The organism is Croceicoccus marinus (assembly GCF_001661675.2).
GTDB lineage: Bacteria > Pseudomonadota > Alphaproteobacteria > Sphingomonadales > Sphingomonadaceae > Croceicoccus > Croceicoccus marinus.
This window is the reverse complement of sequence record NZ_CP019604.1, coordinates 213,219-236,967: the sequence shown is the minus strand read 5'-3', so window position 1 is coordinate 236,967 and position 23,749 is coordinate 213,219. Positions and strand designations below refer to the sequence as shown.

Annotated in this window: 18 protein-coding genes and 5 pseudogenes; 6 read left to right on the top strand and 17 right to left on the bottom strand. The window is 61.7% G+C overall.

The genetic code is table 11. The features are described from left to right. Positions 1-95 precede the first annotated feature (95 nt). Positions 96-581 carry a hypothetical protein gene (locus A9D14_RS18715; RefSeq protein WP_066850899.1) on the top strand — a complete coding sequence of 162 codons (486 nt, stop codon included), beginning with the start codon at positions 96-98 and terminating at the stop codon, positions 579-581. Here the strand turns inward: A9D14_RS18715 and A9D14_RS18710 are convergent. From A9D14_RS18710 to A9D14_RS18675, 8 genes are all read right to left on the bottom strand, one after another. Further along, positions 571-1,011 carry a thermonuclease family protein gene (locus A9D14_RS18710; RefSeq protein ID WP_332459793.1) on the bottom strand — a complete coding sequence of 147 codons (441 nt, stop codon included), beginning with the start codon at positions 1,009-1,011 and terminating at the stop codon, positions 571-573. The two genes, A9D14_RS18715 and A9D14_RS18710, sit on opposite strands and share 11 nt — an antisense overlap. Beyond that, positions 1,008-1,238, bottom strand: coding sequence for a hypothetical protein (locus A9D14_RS18705; protein ID WP_232469156.1), 231 nt, complete (start codon positions 1,236-1,238; stop codon positions 1,008-1,010). The genes A9D14_RS18710 and A9D14_RS18705 overlap by 4 nt, the downstream gene beginning before the upstream one ends. A gap of 26 nt (positions 1,239-1,264) precedes the next feature. Next, positions 1,265-1,927, bottom strand: coding sequence for a DUF6927 domain-containing protein (locus A9D14_RS18700; protein WP_066850962.1), 663 nt, complete (start codon positions 1,925-1,927; stop codon positions 1,265-1,267). A 14-nt stretch (positions 1,928-1,941) separates the two neighbouring features. Beyond that, a complete protein-coding gene (locus tag A9D14_RS18695; RefSeq protein WP_066850897.1) occupies positions 1,942-2,607 on the bottom strand; it encodes a citrate synthase family protein in 666 nt (221 codons plus the stop codon). Between the two features lie 63 nt (positions 2,608-2,670). Further along, on the bottom strand, positions 2,671-3,666 hold the full coding sequence (locus A9D14_RS18690; protein ID WP_066850896.1) for an ArdC family protein: 996 nt from the start codon (positions 3,664-3,666) through the stop codon (positions 2,671-2,673). Between the two features lie 130 nt (positions 3,667-3,796). Beyond that, the gene (locus A9D14_RS18685; protein WP_066850895.1) at positions 3,797-5,878 is read right to left on the bottom strand and encodes a ParB/RepB/Spo0J family partition protein; all 2,082 of its coding nucleotides are present in this window, start codon (positions 5,876-5,878) and stop codon (positions 3,797-3,799) included. 437 nt (positions 5,879-6,315) lie between these two features. Next, on the bottom strand, positions 6,316-7,437 hold the full coding sequence (locus tag A9D14_RS18680; RefSeq protein ID WP_066850894.1) for a hypothetical protein: 1,122 nt from the start codon (positions 7,435-7,437) through the stop codon (positions 6,316-6,318). After that, positions 7,434-8,075, bottom strand: coding sequence for a recombinase family protein (locus tag A9D14_RS18675; RefSeq protein WP_066046204.1), 642 nt, complete (start codon positions 8,073-8,075; stop codon positions 7,434-7,436). Before A9D14_RS18675 ends, A9D14_RS18680 begins: the two co-directional genes overlap by 4 nt. Positions 8,076-8,204: 129 nt before the next feature. Here A9D14_RS18675 and A9D14_RS18670 point away from each other — a divergent pair. Together A9D14_RS18670 and A9D14_RS18665 are read left to right on the top strand one after the other, a co-directional pair. Beyond that, a pseudogene (locus A9D14_RS18670) lies at positions 8,205-11,174 on the top strand (Tn3 family transposase). Positions 11,175-11,210: 36 nt separating this feature from the next. Then, positions 11,211-11,483 (top strand): annotated as a pseudogene (locus tag A9D14_RS18665) (dGTPase); the annotation flags it as partial. 123 nt (positions 11,484-11,606) lie between these two features. On the opposite strand, the gene A9D14_RS18660 reads toward A9D14_RS18665, so the two are convergent. From A9D14_RS18660 to A9D14_RS18640, 4 genes are all read right to left on the bottom strand, one after another. Continuing rightward, positions 11,607-12,743, bottom strand: coding sequence for a MucR family transcriptional regulator (locus A9D14_RS18660; protein WP_066850892.1), 1,137 nt, complete (start codon positions 12,741-12,743; stop codon positions 11,607-11,609). Between the two features lie 436 nt (positions 12,744-13,179). Continuing rightward, entirely contained in the window at positions 13,180-13,482 is a 303-nt protein-coding gene (locus A9D14_RS18650) for a HigA family addiction module antitoxin (protein ID WP_066850890.1), read from the bottom strand. Next, positions 13,482-13,763, bottom strand: coding sequence for a type II toxin-antitoxin system RelE/ParE family toxin (locus A9D14_RS18645; RefSeq protein WP_066850889.1), 282 nt, complete (start codon positions 13,761-13,763; stop codon positions 13,482-13,484). The genes A9D14_RS18650 and A9D14_RS18645 overlap by 1 nt, the downstream gene beginning before the upstream one ends. A 389-nt stretch (positions 13,764-14,152) precedes the next feature. After that, complete coding sequence (locus A9D14_RS18640) at positions 14,153-15,187, bottom strand: IS110 family RNA-guided transposase (protein WP_066850888.1); 1,035 nt, start codon at positions 15,185-15,187, stop codon at positions 14,153-14,155. Between the two features lie 859 nt (positions 15,188-16,046). Here A9D14_RS18640 and A9D14_RS18635 point away from each other — a divergent pair. The 3 genes and pseudogenes from A9D14_RS18635 to A9D14_RS18625 all read left to right on the top strand — a co-directional run bounded on the left by A9D14_RS18635 (position 16,047) and on the right by A9D14_RS18625 (position 19,538). Then, entirely contained in the window at positions 16,047-17,453 is a 1,407-nt protein-coding gene (locus tag A9D14_RS18635; RefSeq protein WP_083988201.1) for a Coenzyme F420 hydrogenase/dehydrogenase, beta subunit C-terminal domain, read from the top strand. Positions 17,454-17,684: 231 nt separating this feature from the next. Then, a pseudogene (locus A9D14_RS18630) lies at positions 17,685-18,388 on the top strand (IS5 family transposase); the annotation flags it as partial. Between the two features lie 70 nt (positions 18,389-18,458). Beyond that, positions 18,459-19,538: a transposase gene (locus A9D14_RS18625; RefSeq protein WP_066846364.1), complete on the top strand. Its 1,080-nt coding sequence runs from the start codon at positions 18,459-18,461 to the stop codon at positions 19,536-19,538. 137 nt (positions 19,539-19,675) lie between these two features. Here the strand turns inward: A9D14_RS18625 and A9D14_RS18620 are convergent. From A9D14_RS18620 to A9D14_RS18600, 5 genes and pseudogenes are all read right to left on the bottom strand, one after another. After that, positions 19,676-20,358, bottom strand: a pseudogene (locus A9D14_RS18620) (IS3 family transposase); the annotation flags it as partial. Positions 20,359-20,741: 383 nt separating this feature from the next. Beyond that, on the bottom strand, positions 20,742-21,770 hold the full coding sequence (locus A9D14_RS18615) for an NAD(P)-dependent alcohol dehydrogenase (protein ID WP_066850886.1): 1,029 nt from the start codon (positions 21,768-21,770) through the stop codon (positions 20,742-20,744). A gap of 156 nt (positions 21,771-21,926) precedes the next feature. Continuing rightward, positions 21,927-22,088: pseudogene (locus A9D14_RS18610) on the bottom strand (IS6 family transposase); the annotation flags it as partial. 92 nt (positions 22,089-22,180) lie between these two features. Then, positions 22,181-22,930 carry a SpoIIAA family protein gene (locus A9D14_RS18605; RefSeq protein ID WP_066850885.1) on the bottom strand — a complete coding sequence of 250 codons (750 nt, stop codon included), beginning with the start codon at positions 22,928-22,930 and terminating at the stop codon, positions 22,181-22,183. Between the two features lie 155 nt (positions 22,931-23,085). Continuing rightward, positions 23,086-23,718 carry a glutathione S-transferase family protein gene (locus A9D14_RS18600; RefSeq protein WP_066850884.1) on the bottom strand — a complete coding sequence of 211 codons (633 nt, stop codon included), beginning with the start codon at positions 23,716-23,718 and terminating at the stop codon, positions 23,086-23,088. Positions 23,719-23,749: the final 31 nt, after the last annotated feature.

Genomic DNA, 23,749 nt, shown 5'->3' with positions numbered 1-23,749 from the left:
CTGGCGAGGCACCAACCACATGCCTTGTTCCTAGCCGAAACCGCGTTGACGGTCTAGTCTGTTCACTCTATGTTCACAGTAGGGAGACCTGTGACATGAAGCGATCTGCGTATCTCAACCGGTTCGATCTCGACATCACACTGCGCGATGCGAGCGTTGATCCTGCCAATCGGCCGACCCAGCGCATGCTCGCGGCGGCTGCGATAGGAATGGACGTCGAGGACGCGTATTTCGCGGCCGTGGAGCTGCGCGAGGCGGTCGAGTGGGTCCACGAGGGTGTCTCGGGCGGTAAACGCAAGCTGTCGACGATCCTGGGCAACAGTTGTGACGACTACCAGCGGTGCCTCTACTACATCCTCGCGGGCCGCGGTGTCGTGCAGATGCTGGACGATCTCATGTGGCTTGAGGAGCTGCTCGAGGCCCGCGGGCATGTTGCGGGTAAGCTGCCTAGGCGTGGGGTCACGACGATGCCGCTGGTGAATCCCTACGTCGCGGCGGAGCCCGATGGGCCAGTGGTCCGCCCTCTCGACGATTTCGTGCAGGGCGCGTCCTGGTCGGCAGATCCGGCGCTCACCGAATGAGATCGGGCGACGCCGTGATGGCGTCGGGGCAGATGCGCATGATGGCCGAGAGATCGTCCCAATCGGAACGATAAAGCGCCTGCCCTGCGCTCAGCTGGTGACAGGAAAGGTCCGTGCCATCGGCTGAAACCATCGCGAGCGTGCGCCCGTAGCGATCCTTTCCGAAGCGACGGATGGCGAGGCGTCCCGTCATGGCGGAGCTGAGACTGTCTGCGCTTGTGGACGGATCTCCGGGCGCACAGGCGCGCCCGGGCCGGCAGTGTCCGGGAAGCTCGGGTGCGTCGATGCCGAGAAGCCGTATGCGCTCCTCGCCGCAGCGGATCGTGTCACCGTCGGAGACGCTGCAGTCGGCCAGCGCTTCTTCCGGCGGGAGCGGCGGCGGTGCGCATGCAGCCAATGTGATAACAAGTGAGAGCGTGCACACGTTCACGAGCGAACCTCGACCACCACCCTGCCCTCCGCACCGTCGCACTTGCCGACGCGAAAGGGTTGAAGCGGATTGCCGGTGTGAATAACCGCCATTGGGCGGCCGAGTTGGTCCATCAGCCGTCCTGCGAGCCGCTGCGCATGCGTGCGGCTGCACAGGTCATGCCGTTTCGGGCTGAGGTTGGCGGAAGCCGCGAGGGGGTCGGTCATGGTCGGGTCTTTCTTGTTCATGGTCTGCCATGTTGCATTCGGGCGCGCTAGAACTGCGTGGCGTGAACCTTGGTCTGGGGCACGATCGAGAACGTCATCTTGGCAAGGTTGCTGACTCGGTATCGCGCGGGCCCGCTATCGGTCAGCGCGAGAGCGGTGCGGCGGCCTTGTTTGCGGATGACGAAGTCCGTCCCTTCATGCCCGTCGACGAACCTGATCGGTGACGCGAAGCGGATTCGCATTCCGTCCTCGAGCTTGCGTGTCGCACGGGCCAGATTGCGGATGCAGCGCCTGCGCCAATTGAGCGCGGCAGGGTCGTCGGTCTCTCCGAGCAGCGTGAGGATCCGCTCGGGACAATCGTCCTCGTAAGGACGGGCGGTTTCATCCATGTCCTTGAAGGCGAAGACGTAACCATCCTTCGCGCGCGGGGTCCAGCGGACGAGGCAGACGACGGCGAAAGCCGTGCCCGCGATCCCGTCGGTTATCGGCACAACCGCCGCATAATACACCTTGTTGTGCAGGCAGGACGATGCCAGCACCCGCAAGCCCCGCCGTTGGTGGCCATCGGGCAGCGTGGGTGCTGTTTTTAACGTGTCAACACGTTCACCTGTTGGACTATAAACGTGTTCGTAGGTGAATTGGGCGTCGAGATACGCCTTCGGTGTCGAGTGCGGGTACATGCTCGACAACGGCATGGAGAGCCATCCCATGATGGGTCCTTTCTTCACAGTGCGGTGGTTGGGGCGGGCGCCGCGAGATGCAGCTCGCGGCGAAGGGTGCGGGCGAACTTGGCGATGTCGCCGAGGACGCCGATCTCCACGCGCGTGAGCGAGCCGGTCCATCCTCCCTGCCGCTGTTCGGCGCGCATGTAGGTGACCTCGCGACCGGGCATCATCCGGTCGGGATCGAGCTGCAGGCGAAAGCGGTCGGTGGCCAGCTCGAAGCGCGGCGGCGGCGCCGATCCCGCTGCGAGGCTGCGCAGATCGTAGGTCTCGCCGTAGAACCCGAGTTCATGCGCCAAGGCACGTAGCCGCGATCGGGCGGCGTCCTTGTAGACGCGGACGAGATGCGGATCGTGTCCGACGCCGCGGCGCACCAGCGGCACGAGAACATCGGCCGAGCGCAGTTGTCTGATCCGTTCCATGCAGGATGCGCGAAGCACCGCGTCCTGGGGGTGCCTGGCTTCGGGATCGTCACCGGCGGCGATCCGCCCCATGTGCCGGGCTAGAAGCAGGACGGCGGGATCGGTTCCGGGGTAGAGGCCTGCGAGATGAGCGTCGTCCATCGCCTCGTTGACGGCGCGCGCGCATGTGGTGACGATCCGCAGTGCGTCGGGCTGCAGCGCCCGTTCGAAGCGGAACGCGAGATCGTAAGCGGGGATCGGAGGCATGGCGTATCTCCCTTGGAAAGGTGCCACTTCCCCTCCCCCTCCCCTTTCGCGCCGGTCGTGCCATCACGCGGCCAGGTCGACCGTCTCGCGCACCCCGTCGGTTCCGATTGCGTCGCCGCCTGCGTCGGACACGGTTCTGAACCTGCCCACGTGTTCACACGTGGACGTGCTGAAACTCTTGAGATAACCGAAAGCCTGTTCCGCCTTAGAGGCGGCGTGGATGATCGCGCTCGCGTCACCCTTCAGGATCTTCAGCCAATGGTCGATATAACTGGCGTGGTTGTCGTGCAGCTCTGCGGGTAGACCCAGGTCGGCGCAAACGAGGCATTGGCCGATCGAGGCCACGAGTTCCTCGAAGGCGTAGGCGGCATCACCGAAGCGCTTGCCGAATTTGCGCTCGAGCCGCCCTGCCCCGCCTGACCAGTGAATCGACTCGTGCGCGCGGGTGCTTGCGTAGAGGTCGTCCGAATGAAACGCGCCGCGCTCGGGCATCTGGATGTAATCGCCGACAGGTGAGAAATAGGCGGCGTTGCCACCGTGCCGGACCTCGACCGGAAGGTTGGCGAAGAAGCCGTCGATCGCTTCGCGGTGTTGTGATTCCTGCCGGGGCTCCGGCGGAACAAGCTCCGGGTAGTAATGCGTCGGCAAGCCGTCGACCTGGTCGGCGTTGAAGACGTTGTAAGCCTTCAGGAAGCGGATGCTGCGGTTGTGCTCCTCGCCGGTGACCTTGTCGGTGTCGGTCTTGCTGATCTGCGAGTAGTAGACGCTGAGCGAGGATGTTTCGCCCTTGCGGACCTGCGCGCCCATGGCATGGGCTTGGCGATACGTCATCCAGTACCGGCTATTGAAGCCGCACGCATCGGCCATAGCCCACAGGAACAGGGTGTTGATCCCGGTATAGGGGGTGCCGCAATGGCGCAGCGGGCGCCCGCCACCGCCAGAACGGTCCCACGGGCGTGCCCAGGGCAGAACGCCGGTTTCGAGTTTAGAAAGAATAAGGGCGGTGATCTCGTTGGCGATGTCGCGGCGCGGGCGAGGGGCGCGGGAATGCTTGCGCATGATGGAACCTTTCGGCTGAATGCAACATGCACACGTGTGAACACGTGAACGTGTTGAATGGTGACAAGAAAGCGGCAGCCGATCGCAACCGGCTGCCGCGAGTGTCGCCCAGGAGACAGGCGAGGGGCCGCTATTCGGCGGGTTCGAGGGCTTCTTCGGGATGCTCGACGTCGAAGTCGTTGACGTCGTCACCGAAGTCGTCGGCAGGATCGTCGTCGGGATCGAGACCCTCGTCGTCCTTGTCGACACCCGTTTCGTCGTCATCCTTGTCGTCGGGCGAGTCTTCGAGGGCGGGGCGTTCGACGTCGAAGCGCATCGCGTCGGGCACCCATGCAAGGGCCGCTTCCTTGGTGTCGGTTTCGGTGATTGCCTCGCCAGCGAAGAGCTTTTCGCAGGCCGAGGATACGTCCCCTTTCTTCGAAGCGCTGTAGCGCGCCGCGAGCGTCGTGCCGCCGATCTCGGTGAGCAGCGCGAGCAGGGCGCCCTTGGCGACGCGGTCGAAGAAGTTCGCCGAAGTCGGCCGCCACCATTGCGCGACGTCGATTTCGAGGATCGACGCGAGCCGCGCGTGCAGCGGGTTGGTCGTCGCCGAATACTCGGGCTTGGCCTCGAGCGAGCCCGCCACCATCAGCGCGAGCCAGGCCGCCTTGGCCTCGTCGTCGAGGGTGCGGAACGCCTCGAAACGCGCGGTCACGTCACCGGCCTCGGTCCATCTCGCATCGAGCGCTTCGCGTGCCTGTTCGATCGCGATGCGGGCCTGGGTGGGCTCCATCTCGCTGCCGAGTGCCGGATCCTGTGGGCGCGATGCCTTCATCGTCGTGCCGTAGCGATCGTAGCCGCGGTTCCCGTCGATCATTGCGAACAGAGCGTAATCGAGGGCGAGGGCGGGGTTGGCGAGGATCGAGGCCGCGAGAATATCGCGCCGCTGCATCGCCAGTTCGTCCGAAAGACGCGCGCTCAACGGCTTGCCGCCGGGAGCGGTCGCCTCCGGTTCCGTCGGCGAGCCGTTGCTCTTGATCGCGCCTCCGGTCGAGCCCTGATCGTCGTCCTCGCTGCGGATCGGCGTCTCGCTGAAGTAGCTGGTTTCCAGCTTCATCGAGCCGTCGGGTGCGAGGATGAGGAAGGTGCCGACCTGTGCCTTCAGGTCGTCGGGCAGGATCGTGGGCCGATCGTTGAGCTCGTCGTACTCGGCGTCGAGCGTGCGGTACTCGTCCTCGAGGGTGGCGGCCGCCTCGTCCTCGACCTGGCCGCTGTCGATCTGCCCGGCGATCTCGTCCATACGCTCGGCGATGGTGTCGATCCGCTGCTGCTCCTCGTCGGTAAACGGGACAGTGGGGAGACTGACCCGGTGAAGATCGGCGGTCGCGTTGTAGATATGCGAGCTGGCGATCGGACGGATCCAGGCAAGCCCGGTTTCCTCGCCGAGGCGCTGGGCTTCGGCTTCCATCAGCTTGCCGGCGAGCTCGCGCGCGATCTCGGGGTCCGCCCAACGGTCACCGTCCTCGCTGAACAGCTCGCGCTCGACGCTGCCGCCGGCGGCGACATAGGCGTCTTCGCCCACGAGGATTGCGATCGGATCGCTCGCCTTCAGCGCGTCGCCGGCGATCGACCGTCGAATTTGGTCGGGCGTGGTGTAGCTGTAGTGGCCGTACTGTTCGAAGATCCGCACCTGTTTGGTGTGATCGTCGGTCGATGCGTAGGCCTTCGCCATGTCGAGGGTTATGTCGCCCTTGGCGAGGGCCTCGAACACGGGGTCTGCGAGCCCGGCGAGGCGCAGGCGTCCCTCAATGAACCGCCGAGTCTGCCCAAACCGCTTGGCCACCGCGTCGATGTCTCCGTCGACTCCCAGGAAGTGCTGGAAGGCGCGGCATTCCTCGGCGGGCGTGAGCTTGAGCTGGTGGAAGTTGGCGGCAAGCGAGGTCTCGCTAAGTTCGGCGTCCTCGGCTTTCACGACGAGCACCGGAACCTCGAAGGTCGCGGCGTCGATCGTGCCTTGTTCGGCGAGCAGGTTCAGCGCACGAAGCCGCCGTCCGCCGTCGAACACCTCGAAGCTGCCGCGCGGCTTCTTGACTGGCGTGGCGAGCAGGTTCTGCAGGACGCCGCGCGCCGCGATGTCGGCAGCCATGGAGGGAATGTTGAGCTTTTCGTCCGACACGGTGCGGACGTTGATGGGCGAAAGCCGGAGCTTCGCCAGCGGGATCATCTGGTTCATGACAAGGTCTCCTGGTAGGAATGGACCGGCGAAATCCTCGCCGGACACCTTCTCCGGTCCTCCTTCCCTTTCTCTTCAGGTCGTTTCGGCCGCCGTTGAGGCGAGCAGGCGCACGAGGATGTCCGGCACCTGGTCCACAGGGAGGAAAACTCGGGTGCGGTACGAAATCACCTCGGAGAAGCAGCCGAGGGACTTGAGCCAAGGGAGTTGGCTGGCCGGGGCTCCGACGATTTCCACACGTGTGGACGTGTTAGCACGTGAACGCTTTAGTTCGCAGGGGAAGGGCTGCTGCAACGAAACACTGGCGCCGCCCAAGACTGCAGCGGCGATCTGTTCGGGCGGCAGCGCGGCCGTCTGCTTGACCCCGAGCGTGGTGAGCAGCTTGGCGACGTCCTTGGGGTCCGGTGAGAGAATGTTCGAAAACGTACGCTAAGGGATCAGAGCGATTGCAGGGTGTGGAGCAGTTGGTATGAGGCCCGTTTGATTGCGCCATCGTAGCGGCCGAACGCGAACGCTGTCGCTTTCGCCTGTCTTTGGATCATGTCGGGATGCCGTTCGAAGGCTCGATCTACTGCAGCAAGCACATCGTCGGCACCTGATGCGACCTCTCCCAGATGCCAACCAGCGTACCTTGGATCGTCCTGCCAGTTAGCGCCATGCGCATTCACGAAAGCGACGGGCCGCGGCTTAGCGAGGAATTCGTAAAGCTGGCTCGACATGTCGCCCAGATAGATGTCGGCGGCCCGCGCATAGCTCATGTCGAACAGCTTGGGAGAATCCAGATCGACCGCGATGTGCTCTGGCACGGCAAGTTCCAGCCACCGCGCTCGCGCGATCGGATCGAGGTTTTCGAACGCGCGGACATGAGGGGCGAAGACCAAGTTGTACCGCTCCTGTTGGCGGAAACGGGCGATGACATCGCGAGCGATCCCGATCGAGGACAGCGCAGGATCAAAATGAGGGTTGTAGAAGACGGTCGGGCGATCGTTGTCGAACAATTGCGGTCCGGTGGGCAAGGCCTGCAAATAGTCGATCTTTATATAGCCCACGGCCGAAAGCCGCTTACGGCTGAGGCCTTGCGCGACGGCACGCTCGATGTCTTTCTGTCCGGGAACGAAGATGGCATCGAAGGCTCTCTGCTTGGCTTCGGAGGATGGTGCACGGTCGCCAGCGCCGTGGCGGAAATGTACCAGCGGACGCTTCCATCCGAGCCATCGCAACGCCGCAGAGGTGCGCTCGGGAACGATGATGGCCTGGGTCTTGCGGGCCTGCCATCGGATCCGCGCCAGCAGGGGCCCCTTCGCCGCCGAGCGGCTGCCCGTTATGCGCGCTGCAATCCTGCCCGCCCAAGGCCAGGCGATCTGCGTCACGGTCATCGTGCTGGCTCTCATCGCCGCAGCCACTGCGCGCAAGGCGGCGGCGGTGCGGTCGTCGGCGCAGATGCAGCGGACCGTGATATCCGGATGGCTCAGGCTAAGTTCTGCGGCGACCGGCGCGAGATGCAGGACCTGATGCTCCCCTCCGATGAATACGAACGTGAGATTGTTCAAATTCGTCATGCCTTGATCGATGGGCGCGCTTTTCGAGCGAGAAGCTTCTGTCCGTCCGTCCTGATCTCTCCGTTCGGCGTAACATGCCGGTAGAGCGTCTGACGCGTGATGCCCAGCTCGGCGCACAGCTCGGCGACCTTGGTTTCGGGTTTGCCCATAGCCGCCTGGGCAAGCCGCAGTTTGGCGGGCGTCATCTTGAACGGGCGACCGCCATGTCGGCCGCGCGCACGTGCCGATTCCAGACCGGCGCGGGTGCGCTCGACGATCAACTCGCGCTCAAACTCGGCGAGGCCGGCAAAAATCGCAAAGATCAACCGACCGTTGGCGGTGGTGGTGTCGATCGACGCGCCTTCGCCGGCCAGCACCTTGAGGCCGATGCCACGCTTGGTCAGGTCGCCGACTGTGTTAACGAGGTGGCGCAGGTCGCGACCGAGGCGGTCGAGCTTCCATATGACCAGCGTGTCATCACGGCGCAGTGCCTTCAGGCAGGCATCCAGCCCCGGCCGCTTGTCGAGCCGGCCCGACGCGGCATCCTCATAGATATGCTCGGGATCGACGCCGGCCGCGACCAGCGCGTCGTGCTGAAGGTCGTGAACCTGGCTGCCATCCGCCTTGGACACTCGCGCGTAACCGAGCTGCGTTGTCACATATACGTCCGTCTGCGTGACGGAGCGGCATTGCCCGTCGATCAATCTGCATAATGTCACATAACCCGTCTCCTCGTCTATGCTCCATGAACAGGGCCACATCCCTGTTGCGTGACAAACAGGAAGCCGATGCCGTCCAGAACAATATTATCGCCTGCGCAGCGCGCTGTGATCTTCGATCCGCCTTCTGACAGCGCGACGATCGAGCGGCTCTTCACTCTCGGCCCCGATGACCTCGCGCAGGTAGCGCGTCGTCGGCGCAGAGCGAACCGGCTCGGCTATGCCGTGCAGCTCTGCTACCTGCGTCATCCGGGGCGTGCGCTGCTGCCGAGTGAAGCAGTGCCCGCCCTCATGCTGTCGCTGCTCGCCGACCAGATCGGTTGCCGGATCGACGACTTCGCCGACTATTCTGCCCGTGCGACGACGCTGCGCGAGCATCGCGCCGAGATCGAAGCGTATCTTGGTCTGCGCGCCTTTGACCGGATCGACGTACGATCGACGCTGGCACTGGGATCAGAGATCGCCACCTCGACCGATCGGGGCGAGGCGATCGTCGCCGGCATGGTCAATCGCCTGCGGCTCGACCGGATTGTTCTGCCTGCGGCATCGACGCTGGAACGGCTCGCCCTCATCGTGCGGGCCCATGCACGCAAGGCCGCCCATGCCGGACTGATCCGCGATTGCTCGGCCGATCAGGAAGCGGCACTCGAACGCCTGATCGCATCCGATGACAATGGTCGCACCCGTCTGGGATGGCTACGCGAATGGCCGGAAGCGCCATCGGCGTCGAACCTGAAGGGGATCGTCGAACGGCTCGACGCGGTGCGCGGCATCGGGATCGCAACCGATCGGGCACGACGTATCCATGCCGCCCGCTATGCCGTCATCGCCCGGACCGCCGGCATCGTCACTGCGCAACACCTCCGGCGTCTCGAACGCCCGCGCCGACTCGCGATGCTGGTCGCCTCCATGATCGAGATGGAGGCGGCGCTGACCGATGCCGCCTTGGTCATGGTCGAGAAGATGGTGGGGGCGCTGTTCCGCCGCGCCGACCGTACCCGGTCCGACCGGCTGCTCGGGCAGGCACGGATGCTGAAAGACACGGCGCGCTTTCATGTCCGGCTCGGCCGCTTGCTGGTCGATGCACGCGCGAGCGGACGCGACGCCTTTCGCACGATCGATGACCGGGTGGGCTGGGATCAGCTCGAACGCAGCATCCGCTTCGCCGAGGATCTGACGCGTGCGGCCGATGACGGTCTGGAGGAAGTGGTCGAACGCTACCCTGCCGTGCGGCGGTTCGCCCCGACCTTCCTCGCCGCCTTCACCTTCCGGACCGCGAGATCGGGCGATCCGCTGCTCGGCGCGATCGAGGCGCTGCGAACGATGTACCGCGACGGCCGATCGGTCCTGCCGAAGCGTGTGCCGACCAGCTTCATCAAGCCACGCTGGCACAAGGTCGTGCAGCCGGCCGAAGGGACAATCGACCGCCGCGCCTATGAGATCGCGGTGATCGTCCACCTGCGCGAACGGCTCGGATCAGGCAGCATCTGGGTAGATGGCAGCCGCGCCTATCGCACGCTGGACGATTACCTGCTGCCGGTGCCCGCCTTTGAGACGATGCGCACCGATAGCGATCTGCGCCTCGCCGTGCCGTCCCGTTTTTCTCAATGGTATGAGGAACGGCGCGCGATGCTGACCCAGCGCATGACCGAGGTGGAGCGCGCAGCCGCGGCCGGCGAACTGGTCGACGTAACGATCGAGCGCGGGCAGTTGTTGATCTCGCCGATCCGGCGATCTCCGTCCGACGATGCCGAGGCGCTGAAGGCCCGGCTCTACGCGATGCTGCCGCGTGTCCGCATTACGGACCTGCTGGTTGAGGTCGCCGCGTGGTCGGGCTTTGCCGACCGTTTCGTTCATGCCCGCAGTGGCGAGCCGGCCTCTGACCAGTCCGCGCTGATGGGGTCGATCCTCGCCGATGCGACCAATCTCGGCCTCGGGCGCATGGCGGAAAGCTCGCGTGGGCTGACATTGTCACGCCTGCGCTGGACTGCGGAATGGCATGTGCGCGATGAAACGTACCTGTCGGCGCTGGCGGCGATCGTAGACTGCCACACCGCGCATCCGCTCGCCTAGGTCTGGGGACCGGGCGACACATCGTCCTCGGACGGGCAGTTCTTCCGCGCCGGCGGTCAGGGCGAGGCGCGCGCCGATCGCAACGCCCGCTACGGCAGCGAACCCGGCGTGCTGTTCTACACCCACGTCACCGACCGCTTCACGCCGTTCCATACCAAGGTCATAGCCGCCAATGCTGGTGAGGCCGCGCATGTCCTCGACGGCCTGCTCGATCATGAGAGTGAACTGGTGATCCGCGAACATGCGACCGATACCGCCGGGGCGGTCGATCATGTCTTCGGCTTGTGCCATCTGCTCGGCTTCCGCTTCGCACCGCGTATTCGCGACCTCAACGAACGCCGCCTGTATAGCCTGTCGTCGCTCGATCCTTGGCCGACGCTGCGCCAACTTGTCGCGGGCCCGGTCAACGTTCGCGCGATCGAAGAGGATTGGGACGAGACGCTGCGGCTCGCCGCCTCGATCCGCGCCGGCACCGTCAGTGCCTCGGTCATGCTGCGCAAGCTGGCGGGTTTCCCGCGTCAAAACCCCGTCGCCCGCGCGCTGCGTGAGATCGGGCGGATTGAGCGCACACTGTTCATGCTCGACTGGTTCGACGATCCCGAACAGCGGCGTCGCACCGGCAGCATCCTCAACAAGGGTGAGGCCCGCAACGCGCTCGCCCGCGCCATCTTCTTCAACCGCCTCGGCGAACTGCGCGACCGCACCTTCGAGAACCAGCGCCATCGTGCCTCTGGCCTGACCCTGCTCACCGCGGCCGTCACGCTCTGGAACACCGTCTATCTCGACCGCGCCGTCCGGCATTTGCGCGCCAGCGGTGTCGAGGTGCTGGACGAACTGCTTGCCCATGTCGCGCCATTGGGCTGGGAGCATATCGGCCTCACTGGCGACTATCTGTGGAGCGAGATGGACAAGCCCCGCGAGCGGTTCAGGCCGCTCCGCCTCCATCGGAACGGTCGGGATGCTTAGCGTACGTTTTCGAACATTCTCTCACCGGCCCCCGTTCTGCAGGACTTCGTCGTGCGCGAAGTGATCACCAGCCCTTCAGTGCAACACTTTGAATACAAGGGGCAAAGCATGGTCGTCGCCGTCTTCGAAGCAATGGAGGCTGATCCGGATCGTCTGCTGCCCCGAGAGGTGCTGGCGAAATTCACCGCGGCTCACGGCGACCCGCGGATCATTTGCGACTATATCGCCGCCATGACCGACACGCACCTTCTCAAAACCTACGAGCGGCTGTTCTCACCTCGCATGGGCTCGGTGTTTGACCGACTCTGAAGCGGCGGAACAACAGCTGATTGCAGTTCTGCGGTAGGGCGGCGGCTACCTTCTTGCCCTGCCCCAACTCCTGCTAGGTTCGTCCTTTGCTCTGGCGTCCGCTGTTTGCTGCCGCCACAATTCTCAGCGAAATACCGGTGAGAGTTTCTTGCGGTCCTTGCTCGCCGATTTCGGCTCCACACCGGCGCCGGCCGATGTCGTTTTCGTCGCGCCCCCTCCCCTCGCCTTGCTGGTCTTGCGGCCTGCAGACTTGGCTTTTGCACCTGTGTCAGCCGAACTGGCATCCGCATTCTCAGGCTTGTCCGTAAGAGCCGGGGTTGTATTGGCAGCAAGACTTTCGTCAGCCGGTTGCCGGGCCATGCGCCGTTTCCGCACAGGCTTCTCAGTTGCTGGCTCCAAGGGCTTGTTGTCCGCGTTTGCCATGTCAGTCTGCATGCCTTCAGGCAGCGAGTTCGAAGCCGGGTTAGCGTCCGGGGCGCCGTGAGCGACCGACGACACGTCGGGGGCATTCTCCGGGGCGGCACGGGTTTCGGTGGTCTCAGTCTCCTCAGGCCCCTTGTCTCGCTTTAAAGCCCTTGCGGAAGCGGCTCTGCTCGCGCGCGCTTTCTTTTGTGAAGAAGTCACCTTTCCTTGAGAGGTCTTATTGGCCGTAGCGACTTTCCGTTTCGGCGCCTTGGATGGCTCATCAACGGTTGCAGCCCCTGGTTCTTCCGCAGCCTTGCTCTCCGAACCGCCCTCTTTGCCATTCTGATGCATCTTTGTCGCCACTTCGCGGCGGAGCTTCGAATAGGCGGGCGCGACCATCGGATAATCGTCGGGCAAATCAAAACGCTTCCTGTATTCCGCCTCAGTCACGCCGTGCTTTTTCAGGTGTCGTTTGAGCATCTTGAACTTCTCGCCAGTGATCAGCGAGACGATGACACTCGGATCGGCAAGCGAGGTTTCGACCGACACGGCAGGCTCTTGGGCCGTAGGTGCCTGCGGGCCATCGTCAATTGCCGGGGTTTGACTTTCGGAGAGCTCGGCAATTGCTGTCGATGCGGTTCCGAGGGTCGCGGCGGGAGCAGGTGCGATTGGCGCATCAGCCTCGAACTGCTTTTCGTCGAGGTCAGCCTCTTCCCCGGATTTAGCCTCGAAATCCGAAATTGCTTTAAATACATCGCCGAGCAATTTCGGAAGCTCGGCAGCCGTGAGCCTGTTGTTATTTACAAAGGCGGTAACCAGTTCCAGCGAAGCACGGCGCGCGTCAAAATCGTTCATGATTATCCGTCGGGAAATTGAATGTCGCAAGGGAGATCCCGTGCGCTGCTACCAATTGAATGTCAAATTGCTTGCTCGGCCCATGCAGCGGCGGAACCTCAAAGTAGATATGGCAGCGGAACATTCAGAACGCTGACGACGATGAAGACTCTATCAATACACGTTAGACTGAATGGCTTGCATTGTCACACGGACCTGACCGTGCTCGCTGCATGCGCAGCGGGTCCAAGGGGTTCGTCACAGCCAAGCCTGCGCACCCGCAGGGGCAGTGCTGCGCAATTTCGCGAGACTACGCGGTGCCCCTGCTGCATCAAAGCGTGGCATCTCTGTCTGGCGAAAATAGTGTCTTCTCTAACTTGCAGAAACTGGTGCAAGCCTCAGAAATGCAGAAGTTCGCCCCCGAAGCGGTTCCGAAGGCCGACGCTCGCTATGTCGCTTAGACAGGCTCCGGGATACGATCGACCTTGATACCGTCGGCCAATTTCTCCGCGCGCGCGAGATCATAGGTCGCCTGCATGCGTAGCAGCGTTGCCGCAGAAACACCGAAAGCCTTTTCGAAACGGATCGCCATTTCAGGCGACAGTCCCGCCTTGCCGTTGAGCAGATTGCTCAATGGCGGCCGCGATACACCGAAGCGCTCGGCCAGGTCAGTGACAGTAACGCCATAAGGCACCACCATCTCTTCCTTGAGCCAGGTGCCGGGGTGAACCGCCAGCGTGCGATGCATCTTGAGAGCCATCAGTGATAATCCTCCAAGTCGAGATTGGCGATGGTGGTCTCGTCAACCTTGGTGAACACGAGCCGCCAGTTCTTCGTCACCGTCATTGCAAACCGCCCATCGCGATCGCCTGTCAGCGCATGGAAACCGAAGTTCGGCGGGATGCCTAACTCGGCAAATGAACCCGCGGCATCGATAAACGCGAGCATCCTGCGCAGGCGTTCCACCTCCATGAGCCCCCTCGCCTTCCCGCTCGTGAAAAACTTGCGAAGGTTCTTATGATCGATGCTTTCGATCTCCAAGGAGTTGTAATGCCATGCATTACAAAGTTGGTCAAGGGACTGTAACGTTCTCCATTACAGGGTGTGGCAAGCAGGTCTCCCCAGGGCTAGAGTGAATGGCGTGATTGTCGGACGATCCGGAAAGTCATCTGTGGACGCCCCATGGGATGCAAGCAATAAATTCGGGTATGTTGGCACGTAGTCGGATGCTGTCATCTGTCCGGCCTCGATGAGCAGCACCATAGCTGCGGGCCAGTATGGGAGTTCGCGGACTGGATCCATTTCAGCTTTGCGCGCTTGGCTAGCGCCCTGCCATTCTCTGGTTCTTCCAGCCCCGTCTCGCCGACGGTTGTGCCATACCCTCCTTCGATCGCCTACGTCCTCCGACGCCTCTGGCTGCCGTTCGCGACTTACACCGCGAGGGCCGCCGGAGCTCTATGATCTTCGCGCTTGGTAAGCAGGGCCCAGACCATGCGCGCCATTTTGTTGGCAAGCGCCACCGAGACCAGCATGCGCGGCTTACGAGCCAGCATGCGTTCCAGCCACGAACCTTCCGGCGCCCCGAAGCGTCTTGCCTGGCGAACTATCGAGCTGCCGCCGATGATCAGCAGTCGTCGAATGCTCCGTTCGCCCATTCGTGATATGCTGCCAAGGCGTTGCTTACCACCGGTTGAGTGCTGGCGCGGTGTCAGACCCAGCCATGCCGCGAAGTCGCGGCTCTTGCGGAAAGTCTCGATCGGCGGTGCGAGCGCGAGAATTGCCGTTGCCGCGATCGGACCGACACCGGGAATGGTCATGAGCCGCCGGGCATCTTCGTCTTCCTTCGCACGGCGGGCGATTTCGCGGTCCAACTCTGCGACGCGCTTTTCGAGTTCATTCAGGTGCTCGACCATCAGCTTGAACATTGGTCGCGCCGCTTGCGGAAGAGTGGCGGCCATTGCCTCTTCTTCGAGAAGATCGGCCAACATCGCCATGTGCGCCGTTCCGCGAGGAGCGACCCAACCATATTCGCTCAGATGACCGCGGATCGCATTGATCAGCTGCGTGCGCTGGCGAACCATCAGATCGCGCGTGCGGAACACGAGGCCGGCCGCCTGTTGCTCCTCGCACTTCACCGCCACATAGCGCATACCGGGGCGCTGCGCTGCCTCGCAGATCGCTTCCGCATCCAAGGCATCGCTTTTGTTCCGCTTCACGAACGGCTTCACGTAGGATGGCGGGATCAGTCGAGCGTCGTGCCCCAACGCGGCTAACTCGCGTGCCCAGTGATGCGCACCGCCACATGCCTCGAGTGCGACTACACACGTGGGTTGCTTGGCAAAGAAGTCGAGCAACTTGGCTCGGGTCAGTTTGCGACTGAAAACCATCGCTCCACGCTCATCCGCGCCATGGGCATGAAAAACGTTCTTCGCGATATCCAGACCAATCGTGGTAACCTGTGACACGGACGCCTCCTCTAGTGGTGCTTCAACACCTCCACTTTGCCATAAAGGCCGTCGGGGGGCGTCCACCCCATCAGCTTTCGGACGACAGATGCGGATAGCGGACATTCCAGCGGATTTATCCGGGCGTCAGCTACGCGCCCGCTTTCGGTCAATACTAATCAGCTTTCGATTGCCCGAAAGCGGACAAGGCTGCCTATCGAAGTCGATTGCCGGATTTTGGGACATTGCTGCCGTTCACAGCATATCGCCGAACGGCAGCTCTTGCCAGAAACCGACATTCAGCGGTCGCCAAGCCGACATTCAAAACCTAATAGGAACGCGGTCGCGGCGGAAATGTTGAAAAGAATACCGATTGGTTCGATACAGACATTGGAGGGAAGGCCCCTTCTGATCGCCTCACTGTCGCGGCCCGCACGACGGAACGCTATGACTGTCCAGCGTCGAGATCTACTGCTCCTTCGCTACACAACGCAGATATAAGCAGATTCGCCATGCCATTGGGGGTGCAGTTTGATACGAGACAGCGTCAGTATTTTCCCAGCATGGATGGTCTGCGAGGGTTCGCCGCGATCGCAGTGATGGTGGCACATATCGACATTCTGTCCAAACTTCGCAGTGCAATCTCGCGTCAGTTTCCCACTTCTTCCCTACCTTTTACCCCTGGAACAATTCGGTCGCGCTTGCCTCAGTTGGGAACGATACCTACGGCATTTCGATGCTCACGACGTAGGCATTGCCGCTTGACGTCAACAACGCAGAGCTACGCATTTTGTCGTCCCTCATCGGTGAGGCCTAGTTGCGACAGCTTTCGGTTGTTCAGATCGGAAATTATTAAGGGTAAGTCTGAGAGATTTTATCGATGACCATGGAAATAGTTAGGGATAAAGGAACGTTATCAACTGTCATTGATGGAGGATACTGTATCGGATGTGGCGGTTGCGCAGCTGTCTCTCCTGATATCGAAATAACGTCCGAAGGCTGTGGGCAATACAAAGCTAGCCTTCCAAAAATATCTGTTATCGAGACAGAAAAGGCACTTTCGGTTTGTCCGTTCAGCGACAATGGCTTCCATGAAGATGCTCTTGGCAGGATGTTCTTCGGGGAGAACGCCAGTCATGACTCGCGATTGGGTTGGCACGAGGCCCTTTATGCGGGCTATGTCGCAGAAGGATCCTTTCGGAAGCGCGGCGCTTCTGGCGGATTCACTACTTGGATCCTCGCGCAGTTGTTGAAGGACGGTTTGGTTGACGCAGTCATCCATGTCCGACCAGCGGATCGACAGGAAACGGGAGCACTTTTCAGGTACAGCATCTCCCGAACCGAAGAAGAGATCACTTCAAGGGCGAAGTCTCGCTATTACCCGGTTGAGATCTCTGAGGTGATCGCAGAAGTCCGCCGCGTGCCAGGCAAATACGTTTTTGTGGGACTTCCTTGCTTTGTAAAAACTGTTCGCCGCTTAGCAGAACAAGACCAAGTAATTCGTGAGAGAGTCGTCTACACGGTAGGACTGGTTTGTGGGCATCTTAAGAGCGCATCCTTTTCTGACGCTCTCGCTTGGGAACAAGATATACCGCCGGGAGAACTGAAAGAAATCGACTTCCGCGTAAAACTTTCCGAGCGAGACGCTAGCGACTACGGTGTTTATCTCCGGTCAGAAGAAAAAGAAAGTGTTTCACCGGTTAGGGCTTCGATAAGTGGCGACTGGGGATTGAATTTCTTTCGTTATAGTGCTTGCGATTACTGCGATGATGTTTTTGCGGAGACCGCCGATATCGCAGTTGGCGATGCATGGCTGCCGAACTATAGCAACGATACGGAAGGAAACTCTGTTGTTGTAGTGAGGTCCATCGCCCTTGCGCAAATTGTTGCTCGGGCCCGCGCCGACGGGCGCCTGAGTTTAGATGTACTTTCGGCCGATCATATGGCGCAATCTCAGGCGGGCGGGTTGCGTGACCGTCGTGAGGGCCTAGCTTTTCGATTATTTCAAAAGCATGCTGCGGGAGCATGGACACCCAAAAAACGAGTGCTACCCTCCGATGCGTTGTCAGAGAAGCGCAAAAGGATTTATGAACAGCGGAGCAAACTAAGACAGCTTAGTCATTCGTATTGGAGCCAGGCAGTATCTGCTCGAGACTTTAACGTTTTCCGGGAAAGTTTAGCACCACATATCTCTGAAATGCGCGGCTTGTACAGTAGACCAATTCCCCTAATGATTGCCGGTAAACTTTATCGTGCACTGAAACGTCTGAAGCGCCGCTATTTTTAGTACTACCTTGGCAGAACTGTGATTGAGCATGCATGAGGGCGTTTTGTCACTGGCGGCCAGCGATCCGCATCCGTAGCATCGCATATATCCCTAACTTGTAGCGGAAACTGGTGGTCAAGCGGTCGAACCGGGTATGGTGTGCGGATGTGACCTATATCGGACACCTCGAAAAACCCTCGCCTTTGATGGGCTAATCTGATTCAATCTCCCTTGAATTGAGCGGAGGCGATGATGGTGGCTCAGCCCGGTTTTTTTGATTTGTCGGACCGCTATACAGCGCTGAGCGCGGCGGGGGATCCGCTGGAGCGGTTGGCGGCGGTGGTGGATTTCGAGGTGTTCCGCGGGCCGCTTGTGACAGTGCTGCGGCGGAGCGCTCGGGGAAAAGGCGGCAGGCCTCCGTTCGATCCGGTGATGATGTTCAAGATCCTGGTGCTGCAGGCGCTCTACTCGCTGTCGGACGAGGGATGCGAGTTCCAGATCAAGGACCGGCTCTCGTTCCAGCGGTTCCTGGGGCTGGGGCTCGATGGCAGGGTGCCTGACGCAACGACGGTGTGGCTGTTCCGGGAGAAGCTGGTGCAGGCAAAGGCGATCGACAAGCTTTTTGCGCGCTTCGATGCAGCGCTGACTGACCGCGGTTATCTGGCGATGGGCGGGCAGATCATCGATGCGACCGTGGTGCCGGCGCCCAAGCAGCGCAACACCGACGAAGAGAAGGCGGCGATCAAAGAGGGCAAGATCCCGGAGCGCTGGAAGGCCAGGCCCGCCAAGGTCCGGCAGAAAGACCGTGACGCGCGCTGGACGGTCAAATACTCCAAGGCCAAGGTGAAGGAGGGCGGCGACCCCAGGGCTTCAAGCCGGTCGATCTTGCCATCCCGATGTTCGGCTACAAGAACCATATCGGCATCGACCGTGCGCATGGGCTGATCCGCAGCTGGACACCCGCAAAAACCCCTCGCTTTGAGGCACGTGCTGTGATTCACTCGGGGCATTGGAAGGAGAGCATCGATGCAGCCACACAGCCTGTTTTCGCTTGCGGAGCACTTGGACCGGCTGAGCAAGGACGGCGATCCGCTGGAGGTTTTGGCGGGCACGGTTGAGTTTGAACGCTTCCGGCCGCTTCTGACCCGCGGGCTTGGCTATAGCGATGGCGCCAAGGGCGGTCGCCCGGCCTTCGATCCCGTGGCGATGTTCAAAGTGCTGGTGGTTCAGGCGCAGCATAATCTGTCGGATGCGCGCATGGAGTTCATGATCAGAGATCGCCTGAGCTGGATGCGCTTCTTCGGCTTCGACCTTGGCGGCGCGATGCCGGACGAGAACACCATCCGTCACTATCGCAACCGGCTCACCGAGAGCGGCACGCTTGAGGCGTTGATGCAGGCGTTCGAACAGCAACTGCGCGAGGCAGGATACCTGGCGATGGGCGGTCAGATCGTCGATGCCACGCTGGTGCCCGCGCCCAAGCAGCGCAACACCGAGGACGAGAAGGCCGCGATCAAAGCCGGCAAGTCAGCCAGGCAGATCTGGCGCAGCAAGCCGAACAAGGCTCACCAGAAGGATGTCGATGCACGCTGGACGTTGAAGATCGGCGGCAAGGTCCGCTATCGTCCCGACGGCACCCCGCTGCCGCAGATCGCCACACCCGTGTTTGGCTACAAGTCGCATATCAGCATCGACCGGCGCTTCGGCTTTATTCGCAAAGCAGCGGTGACATCGGCCGCCGACAGCGACGGGCGCCAGTTGCGCCGGGTGATCGACACCGCCAACACCGCTGGCGATGTCTGGGCCGACAGCGCCTATCGCAGCCAGAAGAACGAGACATGGCTGGCGCGCAACATGCTCACGAGCCGCATCCATCGCAGAAAGCCCAAGGGCAAACCGATGCCCGAGCGCATCGCGCGCGCCAATGCCGCGAAATCGGCCGTGCGGGCCAAGGTGGAGCACGTCTTTGCGCACCAGAAGAATCGCTATGGTCTATTCATCCGGACCATCGGGCTCGCCAGGGCGCAGGCAAAACTCACGCTGGCTAATCTCGCCTACAACTTCGACCGCCTGATCTTCCATGAGCGATGTGCAGCCACGGGATAGGTGCGCCTGAAATCGACAAAAAGGCCCGGAAGCCCAAAGACATCACCGAAAATTGGCCAATCCAACCTTTCCAATAGCGTCTCTCGCGGCAATCCCCGCAACCCGCCCAATCACGGCGCCAAAATCATGGTTGTTGCGGGTGTCCAGGTAATGTCGGCGCACCAGACGTGACCCGGCCGGGTGATCTCCAGATCGCGCAGCAGGTACGGGTAGATCCGGTGCTCCGGGTGCGGATCGCTCGTCCGTGGGCGCTGGTAGATGGGCGCAAGCCCCATCTTCGCCATCAGCCGTCGCACCCGCCGACGCCCGACCGCATGGCCGAGGCGGCACAGGTGCCGCGCCATTTGGCGGCTGCCATACCAGGGGTGGTCGAGGAACGAGGCGTCGATCACCGCCATCAGCGCCAGCGTCTCGGCCGCCTCCGGCATCGGCGCATAGTAAAACGACGACCGGCTGATCGACACCAGCCGGCACTGCGCCGCAATCGACAGGCTGGCATGCTCCCGCTCGATCATCTGCCGCCGCCGCTCGACGCTCATCGCGCGAACCCCTTGGACAAAAAATCCCGTTCCACCACCAGCTGCCCGATCTTCGCGTACAGCTTCTCGATCTCGGTGTCGCCCGCAGCCTTGGCCGCTTCGGTCGCTCCCGAGAAGGTCGCCGCCATGCCAGCGATCGCCTGCCGCTTCCACGTCGCGATCATCGTCGGGTGGATGCCGTGCTTGGCCGCCAGCTCCGCTAGCGTCAGGTCGCCTCTAATCGCCTCCAGCGCCACCCTGGCCTTGAACTCGCCCGTATACCGCTTCCGCGTCGTCTTCATTGTCGTCCATCCCTCACGTCCGGGATAGCTTAGCCTCCTGTCCAGAAAACCGGCACCACCTCACATGCGCTCGCTGCGTTCGGCCGGCGTGAGAGTGTCTGTCATGAGGTCATTGTGCCGTCTCGGCTCTGCGGATGCCTAGGATTTTGATGTGATTATCCCCATCAAAATACGAAGCTTGCCTCTCTCAAAACTCTCCACTTTCGGGAAAGCTGGATTGGCAGAAGGCGCCACCAGCTACTGTTTTGCTATGCCGGCTACCGATGCGAACGAGTAGCTGGACGGTAACAATCCCTCAGCTTTGAAGGACCCCGCACAAATTACCCGTTCGCATCGGTAGCGCAGCCTTTTCGTCAGTGAATCCGGGGTCCAAGCCCCAAGGTTCAGGGTATCAGTATGGCACGTCCCTGGATCTTCCCGTCGCGTAAACGCTGGTAAACGTCATTCGCCTGTTCGAGGGGGAATGTCTCAACGGTCGCCTTGATCCGGCCCGATTGCGCGAGCGCGATGACTTCCATCAACTCGGTGCGTGAGCCCCAATAGGGGACCGTCACCTGGGTGCCGTAAGGCGGGTTGTTGGCTGCATAGTGCAACGTGCCCCCGGCCAGACCGACAATCGATAGCCGGCTGTTACGGCCCACGACGCTGGCGGCGATGTCGATCGTCGCCTGCGCGCCGACGAAATCGAGCGCGACCGTGACGCCACGCTGGCCGACCAGATCCCGTATTTCCTCAGTAGCCGTCTTCTCACGCGTGTTGATCGTGTGAGTGGCGCCTAGTTCGCGGGCATGGGAAAGTTTAACGTCATCGATATCGCCGGCAATCAGGCGGGCGGGCGTAAGCGCGCGCAAGATCTGAACTGCCATGTGGCCGAGACCGCCGACCCCGAGCACCAGCACCGTCGCATCCGGCGTCAGGAGCGGCAGCGCCGTCTTGATCGCATGGTAGGGCGTCAGCGCGGCATCACTGAGGGGCGCCGTGGTAACCGGATCGAGCTTGCCCAGCGGAACGAGCAGCCGGGCCGATGGCACGATCATATATTCGGCCATGCCGCCATCCGAGCCCAGGCCCCCGCCGTAGGTGGGAATCGTGGCATGACGTTCGCAGTAGTTCTCCGCGGACGTCTGGCATGTGTGACAGGCGCCGCAGCCCCACGGACCATAGACCGCCACCGGGTCGCCTTCCTTCCATCCGGTGACGCCTTCCCCGAGTGCCGCGATCCAGCCAGCGTTCTCGTGACCCAGCGTAAAGGGTCCTGCGATACCGATGCCTTCGTCCAGCACGTGCAGATCGGAATGACATACTCCGGCTCCTGCAATACGCACCAGCACCTCACCCGGCGCCGGTGTCGGCTTCGGCAGATCGACAATCTCGGCAGGACGTCCAACTTCCAGGAAGCGAACAGCTTTCATAGCGATGTCTCCGTTTTGCGCAGAGACACACTAGCGTGAGCTCTGTTGCAAAGATGGCCAGCGACCGGGAGAGGCCACTGCTCCATGGTGATCAAGCGGCTCCGGGGAAATGCTGGTTGAGCAATTCGAATCGTTTCGGCCAAGGCTGAGGGCCCTATAGCGCTGCACCCAGCGGTAGATCTTCGCATCATCGACCTCAAGGCCGTGTTCAGTCAGCATCTCCTCGAGATCCCGATAGCTGATGGGAGAGCGACAATACCAACGGACCGACCACAGGATTACCTCACCTTCGAAATGTCGTCCCTTGAAGTCGCTCATCGCACTCGCTCATTTCTCCCATTGGAGGCGCTTCTGCCAGCACGCGAAACTTTGCAACAGAGCCCCGCCATGAGGCGAACCTTGCGGGCGGCTTACTCGGACAACCAGCGCAGAGCCTTGTCTTCGTCATCGTGCTCGAACTGCCGCATCTCGAGACCTGTCAACGGCGCGAACACCTTCCCCATTGAGCCGATCCATTCGGGTCCGCCTACGATCGCATAGCGTTCGATCTTCTTCGCCAGCGAGATCTTGGTTTCCAGCACGCCGGCTTTCGCCAGCGCGTCCATGTCGAAACCATCCCAGCGCCTGATCCTGGCCATCATGCGCGTCGCGCCGGAGCTTTCGAGCGCTTCGCTGGCTTGCTTGATGACCTTTCGGGCATTTTCGCCAGTGATCCGGCCATCGAGCTCGAATGCGATCACACCGGAAGCCGGGACGTCGACCAGACGGATGCTGTCTACGTGCGGGTCGTCGGACTGCCTGGTGATCCACCGGCGCGCCCTGTCTGCCCGATCGCGGTCAAACACCTCGTACACGACTCCCGGCAAGAGCGCGCTTTCCAGTCGAGCGCCAGTTCGCAACCAATCCTCGTCGGCCACGACAGCGATCCGGTCGAGCTTTCTGAGCATCGCGATCATCGTTGGCAGATGGGCCAGTTCCTTGCCGATGGCACCCGCATCAAGACCGCGCACCTGGTTGATATCGAACAGAAGGTCTGACTTTCCGTCCCTGGCCGCGATGTCTCTCGCAAAATCGACCAGCTTGGTCATGTCAGCGCTCTCTACGGTATCGGTGATCGTAACCGCAGATGCAGCAGGCCCGAGAGGTTCAATATTGATCATGATTGAATCTCCAAAACATTCAGTTGCAATTGAAGCTGGTGCTAGCTGGTGTGACTACACGAAAGTGCATTCTACGTACGCTAAGCGAGAACGTATCCTGAACAAGCCTTAGGGCCATGGTCGTCATGTAGTTCTTCTCGTGCGTAGCAAGTTATTCAACCGCGTGACCAGCTGGACGGCACCAACGATCCGCCTACCTCTATAGCCTTGATGAGGCCCGGCTCCCGGTGAAGCCTGTCGCGATAGGACTGCAGCGCCGGATAGCCATCGAGCGCCCCGGCCATGTTGGCCATTTCGAGCGTATAGACCATCTGGATGTCGGCAAGCGTGAGCCGCTCACCCATCAGGTAAGGCCCTTCGCCCACGCCTTCGGCGATATAGGCAAGCAAGTCCTTGGCCCGGGCCGCGGCGAATTGCGCCATCGGATCGGGCAATCCGCCCATCATCTGGCCCAGCAGCGGCAGCAGGAGCGGAAAGCTTGCCGAGCCTTCGGCCAGGTCGAGCCACTGGTCGTGCATCGCACCCTCGGCGGTGCCAGCCAACGGGGAAAGCCGGCCGCCGCCATAGCGGGCATCGATGTAGCGCAGGATGGCACTCGATTCCGCCAGCACCAGATCGCCATCGACGATGAAGGGTGCCTTGCCCAGCGGATGGATATGCTTGAGGTTTTCGGGGGCCCGGCCATTGACCCGCGCGTGGCGGTGCATTTCGTATTCGAGCCCCAGCTCCTCAAGCAGCCAGAGGATGCGCGTCGAGCGCGATGTTTCAAGGTGATGGACAACGATCATGCGGAAATCCTTTTTGAGAATGTGACTGGGT

What these genes read in the sequence shown, in the direction of transcription:
- A9D14_RS18680 (WP_066850894.1), bottom strand. Translation starts at nt 7,437, where the DNA reads ATGACGAATTTGAACAATCTCACGTTCGTATTCATCGGAGGGGAGCAT.
- A9D14_RS18615 (WP_066850886.1), bottom strand. Translation starts at nt 21,770, where the DNA reads ATGAAAGCTGTTCGCTTCCTGGAAGTTGGACGTCCTGCCGAGATTGTC.
- A9D14_RS18690 (WP_066850896.1), bottom strand. Translation starts at nt 3,666, where the DNA reads ATGCGCAAGCATTCCCGCGCCCCTCGCCCGCGCCGCGACATCGCCAAC.
- A9D14_RS18605 (WP_066850885.1), bottom strand. Translation starts at nt 22,930, where the DNA reads ATGATCAATATTGAACCTCTCGGGCCTGCTGCATCTGCGGTTACGATC.
- A9D14_RS18635 (WP_083988201.1), top strand. Translation starts at nt 16,047, where the DNA reads ATGACCATGGAAATAGTTAGGGATAAAGGAACGTTATCAACTGTCATT.
- A9D14_RS18685 (WP_066850895.1), bottom strand. Translation starts at nt 5,878, where the DNA reads ATGAACCAGATGATCCCGCTGGCGAAGCTCCGGCTTTCGCCCATCAAC.
- A9D14_RS18695 (WP_066850897.1), bottom strand. Translation starts at nt 2,607, where the DNA reads ATGCCTCCGATCCCCGCTTACGATCTCGCGTTCCGCTTCGAACGGGCG.
- A9D14_RS18700 (WP_066850962.1), bottom strand. Translation starts at nt 1,927, where the DNA reads ATGGGATGGCTCTCCATGCCGTTGTCGAGCATGTACCCGCACTCGACA.
- A9D14_RS18715 (WP_066850899.1), top strand. Translation starts at nt 96, where the DNA reads ATGAAGCGATCTGCGTATCTCAACCGGTTCGATCTCGACATCACACTG.
- A9D14_RS18625 (WP_066846364.1), top strand. Translation starts at nt 18,459, where the DNA reads ATGCAGCCACACAGCCTGTTTTCGCTTGCGGAGCACTTGGACCGGCTG.
- A9D14_RS18650 (WP_066850890.1), bottom strand. Translation starts at nt 13,482, where the DNA reads ATGGCTCTCAAGATGCATCGCACGCTGGCGGTTCACCCCGGCACCTGG.
- A9D14_RS18660 (WP_066850892.1), bottom strand. Translation starts at nt 12,743, where the DNA reads ATGAACGATTTTGACGCGCGCCGTGCTTCGCTGGAACTGGTTACCGCC.
- A9D14_RS18705 (WP_232469156.1), bottom strand. Translation starts at nt 1,238, where the DNA reads ATGAACAAGAAAGACCCGACCATGACCGACCCCCTCGCGGCTTCCGCC.
- A9D14_RS18600 (WP_066850884.1), bottom strand. Translation starts at nt 23,718, where the DNA reads ATGATCGTTGTCCATCACCTTGAAACATCGCGCTCGACGCGCATCCTC.